The following is a 6,045-nucleotide window of genomic DNA, read 5'->3' as shown; positions in this document are numbered from 1 at the left end:
AGACGCCCACCAGCGGCAGCTTCGCGCGCGGTCGCAACATCATCCAGCTCAATCAGCCGATCACCAATCGCGAGATCGTCGTGGGGCGCACCGCCTTCGACTGGAAGGCAGCCGATGCATGGACGCTCGATGGCGACGCCATCTACTCGCAGGGGCGGCTCTACACGCCGAACACGTCGGTCGAGTTCCGCACGCGGGACGCGCAGGGCTCCAACTACGCCTTCAGCTACGACACTTCCGACTTCTATCCCATCTTCACGCCCGTCGATGCGACCCAGAACCGCAATCCAGCGAACTTCTACCTTCAGCAGCAGCGCGATGCGACGGTGCGGACGCTCGAGAAGAGCGGTCAGCTGCGGCTGAACGCGACCTATGACGACGGCGCAGGCGTAAGGGTGAAGGCGGGCGGCGTGGCCCGGACGACGCGGCGAAGCTATGAAAACGGCCAGACCAACTACACGGCCGCGAGCGGCTTCACCTATACGCTGGACGAGGTGGACGCGGATGGTCCCGACAAGCTGATCCGCGACCGCTACCTGCTCACGCCCCGGATCGACGCGGACAAGGCGATGGACTTCTTCGCGGCCAATCGCGACCGCTTCGTCACCTCGCTCGCGCTGCCGACCGGCGACTACCGTGTGCAGGAGGACGTGTACGCCGGCTACCTCCAGGCGAGCTACAAGCTGGATACGCTGACCCTGCTTGCGGGGCTGCGCTACGAACGCACCGACGTGTCCTCGCGCGCCGTTCGCGCGGTGGGGCAGGCGCTGACGCCCGTCGCGAATGAAGGTGGCTACGGCAACTGGCTCCCTGGCGTGCATCTGCGCTGGGACGCGTTGCCGGACGTCGTCGTCCGCGTCGCCTACACGAACACCATCGGCCGCCCCGACTATTCCCAGCTTGCGGCCAGCGAGAACCTGACGTTCGACGGGAGCCAACCGACGCTGACGCGCGGCAATCCCGATCTGCGACCGCGCAGGAGCCGCGGCTTCGATGCATCGCTCGAGTGGTACCCGCGCGACGGCGTGGTCTCGATCGCGGTCTTTTCGAAGGACATCAAGGACGAGATCTTCTCGCTCACGAGCGTGGAGACGCTCGATGTCGGCCGCGGCGCCGAGCCGGTCATCGTGACCACGCCGCGCAACGCCAACACGGCCAGGATCCGCGGGGTCGAGCTGAACCTGCAGCAGGCGCTGACCTTCCTGCCGGGCCCGCTGTCCGGCCTTGGCCTTTCAGCGAACGCCACCTTCCTGGACACGGAGTTCACCTTCCTGACGAGCGCCGGACCGCGGGAGACGGGGCTCTACCTCCAGCCGGACGCGACGGCGAACGCGACCGTCTACTATCAGGGGGGGCGCTTCGAGGGGCGTGTCTCGTGGAACTACATCGGAGGGTTCCTCGAAACGATCAACGACACGATCGCCAACGCCGACCAGTACTGGAAGGAGCGCTCCACCTTCGATGCGAACCTCAGCTACCGCATCACGCGAAGGCTGACGCTCTACGCCGAAGGGCAGAACCTCTCGAACGCAGGCCGGCGCGAGCTGACCGGTCCCGGTCGGACCTACCTTCAGGAGTCCGCCGAGTATGGCCGGACCTTCTGGGCCGGCGTGACGGCGAGCTTCTGATGCGCCTCCTCCTCCTGCTCGCAGCTGCAACGACAACCATTGGCGGCAGCGCCGTGACCGTCCGCAGGCTACCGGCGCCCGAGGCGCGCCAAGGCGTCGCAGCGGGACCTCGCGACCTCTACGCGGTCGCGAACTACCGGATCGCGCGCTACGACAAGCGCACCGGCGAGAAGCGCGCGAGCTGGGAAGGGGACAAGACGCGTTTTCCCCATCTCAACAGCTGCGCGGTGATCGGCCGCGATCTTGTCTGTGCGCTGTCGAACTTTCCGGCCGTGCCGCAGTGGAGCTCCGTCGAGTTCTTCGATCCCGTCACGCTGGCGCACCGACGCACGGTGTCGTTGGGGCAGGGGATCGGCTCGCTGACATGGGTGGATCGTCACGCGGGCGCTTGGTGGGCGATGTTCGCCAACTATGACGGAAGGGGCGGGGAGCCCGGGCGGGACCACCGGCACACGATCCTCGTCCGCTTCGACGAGCAGTGGCGTCGGACGCAGAGCTGGACGCTTCCTTCCTCCATCCTCGAGCGCATCGCGCCCATGAGCATCTCGGGCGGTGGGTGGGGCCCGGACGGACGTCTCTACCTGACCGGGCACGACCGGCCGGAGCTCTACGCCGTGCAGCTCCCGTTCGATGGCGCCGTGCTCGACCATCTCGGGACATTCGGGATCGAGGCTGCCGGCCAGGCGATCGATTGGGACGAGTCTGCGTCCGGCATGCTGTACGGCATCGACCGCAGCGGCGGTACGATCCTGCAGATGCATCTCCGTCCGAAGCGGCAGCAGCCGCACTGACGGGATCGTCGCCCGAGCCTCGGCTTCCCGACATCCTCGACCGAGGAGCCGTACCCACGCGTATGATTGTGCAAGCGACGGTGCGCGCGCAGACGGACGACACATGGCGAGGCGACTGAGCCGCGCCGGGCATCCTGGAGGCACATATGGCGGAGCCGATCGAAGTCGAGCTTCTGAAGGCGAGCATCGAGCGGGTTTGGAACGAGCGCGATGACGAGCGGCGTCTCGCCGCCATCGCCGACATCTACCACCCTGACGCGACCATCTTCGAGCCGGCGCGGGCGATCACCGGGCACGAGGCCATCTCGCAGGTGGTCGCCGGCGTGCTGGCGGACATGCCGCCCGGCTTCCGCTTCGTCGAGACCGGACCGACCCTCGGGCATCACGGTGTCGCCGTGACGCGGTGGCAGGGCGGACCTCCTGGAGAGGTGACCGTCAGCGGCTCGGACTCGGTCCGCGTCGAGGAGGGGAGACTGATCGCCCACTACTTCTTTTTCGATCCGCCGGCGGCCGCCTGAAGACCGTGCAGCAGCGGCGACGTTCGGAAAAGCTGAACGTCGCCGAGTACTTTTTCGCCCTGCACGGAGGCCAGGCGGATGGCCACCTTCGTGGTCAGGCCCATGTGGGGCGACAGGAGCTTTGACGATGAGCACGACGCTGAACCAGACGGATGCGCAGGCGACCGAACGCCGGATCGTCTATCATGCAGGCGGTCGCGGGCATGGCGAGATCATGCGCCTGATGAGTCCGTCCGATCTCGGTGAGCATCTGAAACCGTTCGTCTTCCTCGATCTGTTCGCTGGCGATATGCGGCTGATGCAGGACGCGATGCCGGTCCATCCGCATTCGGGAATCGCGACGGTGACCGTCTTCACCGAAGGCGACGTCCGCTACGATGATCCCGAGATCGGCTCCGGCACCCTCGGCTTCGGCGGCGTGGAGTGGATGCGGGCCGGCGGCGGCGTCTGGCACGGCAAGGAGCTCTCCGCCGGCGGCTCGGACCGCATGCAGGGATTTCAGCTGTGGGTGGCGCTGCCGCCCGAGCTGGAGAACGGCGCAGTCGAGAGCCAGTACGTGGAAGCGTCGGATACGCCGATCGTCGGGCCGGCGAGGCTCATCCTCGGCACGTACGGCGACGCCTCGAGCACCGTTCGTGCGCCCGAAGGCATGAACTACCTGCTGGTGACGCTCGAGCCCGGCGAGCGCTGGACGTACTCGCCGCCGTCCGGGCACACCGTCGGCTGGCTTGCGGTCGCCAAGGGCCGCATCGACGTCGGCCGTCAGGTGGACGGCGGCCAGATTGTCATCTTCGAGGAGGGCGAGCAGGACGTGGTGGTCCATGCGGGTGACGAGGGAGCGTCGTTCGTGATCGGGTCGGCGGTGCCGCACGATCACGAGCTGCATCTCGGCTACTATTCGGTGCATACCTCGGCCGAGGCGCTGGCGGCTGGCGAGCGTCGCATCGCCGAACTCGGCAGGGAGATGAGCGCGGCAGGCGACCGTCGCACCGACACGGGCAACGTTCCGGTCTACCGCTAAGCCCGCACCCCGCCCCGAATAAGAGGGGGTGCCTGTACCCTGGTTCACGCGCGACCCGCCTCCGACCTTCGTCGGCGACGCAGACCTGTCCTACGGACCTGCCGGAGCGTGATCGCTCCGGCGGGCTCGTCGTCAGCCGAACAGCTTGGCCGCGGTACGTGCCACAAGCTCTCCTTGATGACGCGCCCCGTCGAGTTCGATCTCGGACGGCTGACGCGAGCCATCGCCGCCTGCGATGGTCGTGGCACCGTACGGTGCACCACCGACGACGTCCTCGAGCGACATCTGTCCGGCGTGGCTGTACGGCAAACCCACGATCGTCATGCCGAAATGCAGCAGGTTGGTGATGATGGAGAAGAGCGTCGTCTCGTTTCCCCCGTGCTGCGTGGCGGACGACGTGAAGGCGGCGCCGACCTTCCCGTTAAGGGCGCCGCGTGCCCAAAGGCCGCCCGCCTGGTCGAAGAACGTGGCCATCTGGCTCGACAGGCGGCCGAACCGGGTGCCCGTTCCGACGACGATCGCGTCGTAGTGCTCGAGGTCGGCGACCGTCGCGATCGGCGCTTCCTGATCCAGCTTGAAGTAGCCGGCGCGGGCGATGTCCTCGGGCACGGTCTCGGGCACACGCCTGACGTCGACGGTGGCGCCCGTGCGTCGGGCGCCTTCCGCCACCGCGTTCGCCATCGCCTCGACGTGGCCATACGTGGAATAGTAGAGAACCAGCACCTTCGCCATCTTCGTCTCCGATCGACAATTCGCGGCGATCCGCTTCAGGGCGACGCCGTCCGGAGCAGTTCTGGCGTCGGCAAGATCCGCCCGCACCCAGCTCTGGGATTGCCGGCCTAATGCGCAGGTATGGTGACGCATCGGGAGCGAGATGAGTCGGCGACGACCTCGGGCGCGCGAAGGCGTGGCTCGATGTGCCTCCTCAAGTGGCGTGGCGAAAACGGCCGAGAAGGCCTGGGCGAGTGGGGCGTCCCGACCTGAAGGCAAGAACGGACAGTACGCGACGAGCTCTGACCGACCTGACGTCGGATCCCCTGACGGAGCAGATGCGACAGTCGGGAGTAAGCAGGCGGAGGTTCGACGCCGACCGAGCGCTCGGGCTCGCAGGACCGTCGCCTAAGGTCGTCCGGCACGGTCGAGGCGGCCTCGCGGCTCCTTGCGTCGGAGGCTCCCGCGGGAGGAAGGAACGCGCTGCCCTTTTGTGCCCGGCCTCTCGCGACCTTACGGTTCGGTTGGAGGTGCGTCCGGCGTCTCGCCACTTCATCACGAGCTTGCCGGGATCCATGCCATAGCCCGCGACCACGTCGCGAAGCTGCTCGACGTCGAGGCGCGCGAGTGCTTGCCGAAGGATCGGCTCGCCCTCGGGGGCGAGCTGCACCGGATCGATGACAGCCGGCGTCCGCCGGTTCTTGGGCCTTTGTTCGCCGCCGGTCGGACGAGCTACCGGCGCCCTTCTCCTCTCCGCCGAGAGCCAGCAGCAGGCGCTCGCCGAAGGCGGATTGACCTCCGCCTCGGCGATGACCTCACGCATCATCGTGTTAGCCTCTTCCTGATCGTCACAGACCGCCCGTCGAATCGGTCACAAGCGCTTTGCGACAGCGATCATCGAGTAACGGGCACGACACGCAGGAGCTCGGTTTAACGTACGGCGCTCAACCGCTCACGTCGTCCATCGACGCTATAGGCTCCCGCTCCGAACGCAACGACGTTCAGAAGGCCTCCGGCGATGGCGACGTTCTTGAAGAAGTGGATGAACTGGTTCTGGTCGCCCAGCGCCGCATGGAAGGCGACCGCCGTAACGACCGCAAAGGCGGCGAGCGCCGCGGCGACGATGCGCGTCCGGTAGCCGAGGACGAGAGCGATGCCGCCGCCCAGCTCTACGAGGACGGCGAGCGCGTACGCGAGCTGCGGCAGCGGGAGGCCGGATGCCTGGATGTAGCCGATCGTCGCGGCAGGCGCCGCGACCTTGGACAGTCCGCTCAGGACGAAGATCGCAGCGATCCCGATGCGCCCGATGACCGGCAGGACGCCGGCATGCGAGTTCGTGTTGGCTGCAATCAGCGGTAGAGATGCCATCGTACGCC

6 protein-coding genes are annotated in these 6,045 nt (G+C 67.2%); 4 read left to right on the top strand and 2 right to left on the bottom strand.

All coding sequences use genetic code 11. The annotated features are described in order from the left end of the window. Positions 1-38 precede the first annotated feature (38 nt). The 4 genes from ACMGDM_RS17280 (at position 39) to ACMGDM_RS17265 (ending at position 3,958) form a co-directional block, all read left to right on the top strand. Positions 39-1,628 carry a TonB-dependent receptor gene (locus tag ACMGDM_RS17280; RefSeq protein WP_436805374.1) on the top strand — a complete coding sequence of 530 codons (1,590 nt, stop codon included), beginning with the start codon at positions 39-41 and terminating at the stop codon, positions 1,626-1,628. Then, complete coding sequence (locus ACMGDM_RS17275) at positions 1,628-2,419, top strand: hypothetical protein (RefSeq protein WP_436805367.1); 792 nt, start codon at positions 1,628-1,630, stop codon at positions 2,417-2,419. The genes ACMGDM_RS17280 and ACMGDM_RS17275 overlap by 1 nt, the downstream gene beginning before the upstream one ends. 146 nt (positions 2,420-2,565) lie before the next feature. Beyond that, complete coding sequence (locus ACMGDM_RS17270) at positions 2,566-2,937, top strand: nuclear transport factor 2 family protein (RefSeq protein WP_436805366.1); 372 nt, start codon at positions 2,566-2,568, stop codon at positions 2,935-2,937. A 127-nt stretch (positions 2,938-3,064) separates the two neighbouring features. Next, positions 3,065-3,958, top strand: coding sequence for a pirin family protein (locus tag ACMGDM_RS17265; RefSeq protein ID WP_436805365.1), 894 nt, complete (start codon positions 3,065-3,067; stop codon positions 3,956-3,958). 132 nt (positions 3,959-4,090) lie between these two features. Here the strand turns inward: ACMGDM_RS17265 and wrbA are convergent, their stop codons facing one another. Together wrbA and ACMGDM_RS17255 are read right to left on the bottom strand one after the other, a co-directional pair. After that, positions 4,091-4,690 carry an NAD(P)H:quinone oxidoreductase gene (gene wrbA, locus ACMGDM_RS17260; RefSeq protein WP_436805373.1) on the bottom strand — a complete coding sequence of 200 codons (600 nt, stop codon included), beginning with the start codon at positions 4,688-4,690 and terminating at the stop codon, positions 4,091-4,093. A gap of 909 nt (positions 4,691-5,599) precedes the next feature. Beyond that, on the bottom strand, positions 5,600-6,037 hold the full coding sequence (locus ACMGDM_RS17255; RefSeq protein ID WP_436805364.1) for a DoxX family protein: 438 nt from the start codon (positions 6,035-6,037) through the stop codon (positions 5,600-5,602). Between the last annotated feature and the right edge of the window lie 8 nt (positions 6,038-6,045).

Source organism: Sphingomonas larreae, assembly GCF_051400595.1.
GTDB lineage: Bacteria > Pseudomonadota > Alphaproteobacteria > Sphingomonadales > Sphingomonadaceae > Sphingomonas.
This window is presented reverse-complemented; position numbering and strand designations above follow the sequence as displayed.